Consider the following 993-nt stretch of genomic DNA (forward strand, 5'->3'; position numbering starts at 1 on the left):
GGTGACACTCCCCGTGACCGGCGCCCTCGTGGATGCCGGATCCACCGGGGTCAAGGTCGGTCGCCTGTCCAAGTCCGCTGGCGCGAAAGCCACGGGTCCCGAAACGGTGACGGTGCAGACCGCCAAGGTCGGGGCGGCGCCGCGGGTGCACCTGAAGGCGAAGACCCCCGGGAAGGTGACGGTGCGGGTGGACGTGAGCGGGTACCGCCACGCCATTGGTGGTGATTGGGCGTCCCGTCTCCGCCTGGTCGACATCACCGCGTGTGCTGACGCGGCCGCGGCCGAGGGGTGCGCGAAGTCTACGCCGATCCCCACCCGTTACGACGCAGCCTCGGGCTCGCTGACCGGTGAGGTGGAGCTGGGTTCGGCGACAGTTGAACGATCGACCGCGACCGCCGCGGACGCACCGGCGGCGGAGTTCTCCGCGACGGTCATGGCCGTCTCGGGCGCGTCGGGGTCCTCGGGTGACTTCGCCGCCTCCGACCTGGCCGCGTCGTCATCGTGGTCCGCCGGTGGTGCCAGCGGTGACCTGTCGTGGTCCTACCCGATGGCGGTGCCGCCCTCGATCGCGGGCCTCGAGCCGGAGGTGTCGCTGGGCTATTCGGCGCAGTCGGTGGACGGTCGCGCGACGTCGACGAACAACCAACCGTCCTGGGTGGGGGAGGGCTTCAACCTCGGCCAGGGCTTCATCGAACGCCACTATGTCGGCTGCGCCGACGACATGACCGGCGCCAACACCACCGTCAAGACCGGCGACCTGTGCTGGAAGAGCGACTCCGGCAAGTCCAACAACGAGACGTGGGACAACGCCACCCTCTCGTTCGGATCGCATTCGGGCGCGCTGGTGCGGGTGGGGAACACGAACACGTGGCGGCTGCGCCGCGACGACGGCACCCGCGTGGAGAAGCTCACTGGCGCGTTCCACACCGCCGCAGGCGGCGAGTACTGGAAGGTCACCACCACCGACGGCACCCAGTACTTCTTCGGGAAGGG

At 69.8% G+C, this 993-nt stretch carries 1 protein-coding gene; it reads left to right on the top strand.

The genetic code is table 11. From position 1 onward, the window contains the following. Window positions 1-13: 13 nt before the first annotated feature. Window positions 14-993 (top strand): hypothetical protein (locus N802_RS19145; protein ID WP_425402499.1); only part of this gene is annotated, 980 nt, incomplete at its 3' end.

Source organism: Knoellia sinensis KCTC 19936 (assembly GCF_000768705.1).
GTDB lineage: Bacteria > Actinomycetota > Actinomycetes > Actinomycetales > Dermatophilaceae > Knoellia > Knoellia sinensis.